This window comes from Mycobacterium sp. 1245499.0, from assembly GCF_001673615.1.
GTDB lineage: Bacteria > Actinomycetota > Actinomycetes > Mycobacteriales > Mycobacteriaceae > Mycobacterium > Mycobacterium europaeum_A.
In genome coordinates, this window is sequence record NZ_LZMG01000047.1 from 1 (window position 1) to 1,976 (window position 1,976).

Below are 1,976 nucleotides of genomic sequence, written 5' to 3' on the forward strand. Positions count from 1 at the left end.
GCGGCCAGCATGACCATGGTGCCGCTGTTGCCCCGGCTGGTGTTTCTTGTCGTCGGTCCGGCCGTCGACGTCAAGCTGTTCGCCATGCAGGCGGGCATGTTCGGCCGGGCGTTCGCCGCACGCTTTGCGCCGTGCACGTTCGTGGTGGCAACGGTGAGTGCCTGTGTCATCGGGCTTTTCGTGTTGGGAGCCCGGTGATGAGTCGCGAAGCCGAGAACACGGTGTTGCTGTTGGTGGGTATCAGCATCGCCATGATCACCGCGTCGGGGGTGTTCACCCGTTACGTCAAGCCGGGCCTGTTGCCGTGGCTCGCCGTATCGGCGGTGGTGCTCATCGGTTTGGCGCTGGTGGCGATCATCGGCGACATCCGCCGCGGTGGACCCCGGACCGCTGACGCGGCCGGCGAGCACGGCCACGAGCATTCCCACCGGCGGGGCATCGCCTGGCTGTTGGTGGTCGCGGTGCTGGTGCTGATGTTCGTGGCGCCGCCGGCGCTGCGGCCCTCGGCGGCCGCCCCGTCGGTGACGTCGGTGTCCAATGACGTTCTGAACAAATCGTTTTCACCGCTGCCGCCGGGCCCTGCGCCGGAAGTCTCGCTGCCCGAGGTGCTGATGCGAGAAGCGCACGACACGACCGGATCGTTGACGAACCGAACGATCACCGTCACCGGCTTCGTGCTCAACGAGGCGCAGGGCGTCGACCTTGGCCGCATCGTCATCATCTGTTGTGCGGCCGACGCCCAGCTGGCCCGCATCCATCTGCGCGGCCCGGCCGCCGGGGGCGCCTCCGGCCTACCGGACAACACCTGGATCCGGGTGCAGGGTCAGGTCATACCCGCACCGCGACAACCCAATTCGCCGGCCATCCCGACGCTGCAGGCGACCGCCGTCACCCGAGTCGATGCCCCGCCCAACCCCTACGCCTATCCGCGCTGACCGTCAGTTGCCTTGACCGCCTGTCCAGCGTTGATGGCCCCCGAGTCGATCCGGGACGGGCGCGGTTTCCCACTGTCCGAGCTCGAGCCACTCGCGCAGTTCGGCGGCCGCGTCGCCGTCGGCGATGGGGCCGATCCACTGGGCCGGGCCGCAGGCCACCCGGTCGTTCGTGCAGGGCTGCAGCACGACCATGACACCGCCGCCGGTCGGGCGGGACGCGCAGGTGAGTGGTCCGAGCATGCAGGAGGCGGTGACCAGCATGGAGTGCGGGCAGCGCCGAATCGCCGGCCGCAGCTCGTCGAGCACCGACAGTTCGCCGGCGACCGCGCAAGCGGCGCAGACGATCACGGTGAAGGGACGGTCGGTGCCGCGGCGCGGGGAGGTCACCGCGGTGTGTGCGGGCCGGGGTAGGGCAGCAGCGCCATTTCACGCGCGTTCTTGATGGCCGTCGCGACCTGGCGTTGCTGCCGGACGGTCAGGCCGGTCACCTGGCGGGACCGGATCTTGCCGCGTTCGGAGATGAAGATGCGCAGGGTCGCGGTGTCCTTGTAGTCCACCGCGTCCAGTCCCAGGGTGCGCAGCGCATTCTTTTTCGGTGACCGGCCGGCCGGTAGCGCGAGCCGGCGGCTGCCGGCGGCTTTCCGGGCCATCACCAGCTCGCCTTCCGCACGCCGGGTAGCTGCCCGGCGTGCGCCAATTCGCGGACCCGCACCCGCGATAACCCGAACTTGCGCAGGTGGCCGCGGGGACGCCCGTCGACGGCGTCGCGGTTGCGGACCCGCACGGAGCTGGCGTCGCGGGGCTGGCGGGCCAACGCTTCTCGTGCCGCCGCCCGCTGCTCGGCGGTGCTCGCCGGTGCGCGGATGACCTCCTTGAGTTCGGCCCGGCGTTCGGCGTAACGCGCCACGATCGCGCGACGGCGCTCGTTCTTGACGATCTTGGATTTCTTGGCCATGTTCAGCGCTCCTCGCGGAAGTCGACGTGACGGCGGATGACGGGGTCGTACTTGCGCAGCATCAGCCGGTCGGGGTCGTTGCGTCG

5 protein-coding genes and 1 pseudogene are annotated in these 1,976 nt (G+C 69.9%); 2 read left to right on the plus strand and 4 right to left on the minus strand.

The genetic code is table 11. From position 1 onward, the window contains the following. Nucleotides 1-198: pseudogene (locus A5646_RS02075) on the plus strand (permease); the annotation flags it as partial. Beyond that, nucleotides 198-935, plus strand: a complete 738-nt coding sequence (locus A5646_RS02080; RefSeq protein ID WP_066872866.1) for a TIGR03943 family protein — start codon at nucleotides 198-200, stop codon at nucleotides 933-935. The pseudogene A5646_RS02075 and the gene A5646_RS02080, both read left to right, overlap by 1 nt. Nucleotides 936-938: 3 nt before the next feature. Here the strand turns inward: A5646_RS02080 and A5646_RS02085 are convergent, their stop codons facing one another. From A5646_RS02085 to rpmG, 4 genes are all read right to left on the minus strand, one after another. Then, complete coding sequence (locus A5646_RS02085) at nucleotides 939-1,322, minus strand: hypothetical protein (RefSeq protein WP_067019522.1); 384 nt, start codon at nucleotides 1,320-1,322, stop codon at nucleotides 939-941. Beyond that, on the minus strand, nucleotides 1,319-1,585 hold the full coding sequence (gene rpsR / locus A5646_RS02090) for a 30S ribosomal protein S18 (RefSeq protein WP_067019525.1): 267 nt from the start codon (nucleotides 1,583-1,585) through the stop codon (nucleotides 1,319-1,321). Before rpsR ends, A5646_RS02085 begins: the two co-directional genes overlap by 4 nt. Next, a complete protein-coding gene (gene rpsN / locus A5646_RS02095; protein WP_066872857.1) occupies nucleotides 1,585-1,890 on the minus strand; it encodes a 30S ribosomal protein S14 in 306 nt (101 codons plus the stop codon). The genes rpsR and rpsN overlap by 1 nt, the downstream gene beginning before the upstream one ends. Nucleotides 1,891-1,892: 2 nt before the next feature. Continuing rightward, a partial coding sequence (rpmG, locus tag A5646_RS02100; protein WP_067019528.1) for a 50S ribosomal protein L33 occupies nucleotides 1,893-1,976 on the minus strand: 84 nt, incomplete at its 5' end.

Bases quoted from the DNA above. Each gene is read 5' to 3' on its own strand.
- rpsN (WP_066872857.1), bottom strand. From the start codon at position 1,890: ATGGCCAAGAAATCCAAGATCGTCAAGAACGAGCGCCGTCGCGCGATC.
- rpsR (WP_067019525.1), bottom strand. From the start codon at position 1,585: ATGGCCCGGAAAGCCGCCGGCAGCCGCCGGCTCGCGCTACCGGCCGGC.
- A5646_RS02080 (WP_066872866.1), top strand. From the start codon at position 198: ATGAGTCGCGAAGCCGAGAACACGGTGTTGCTGTTGGTGGGTATCAGC.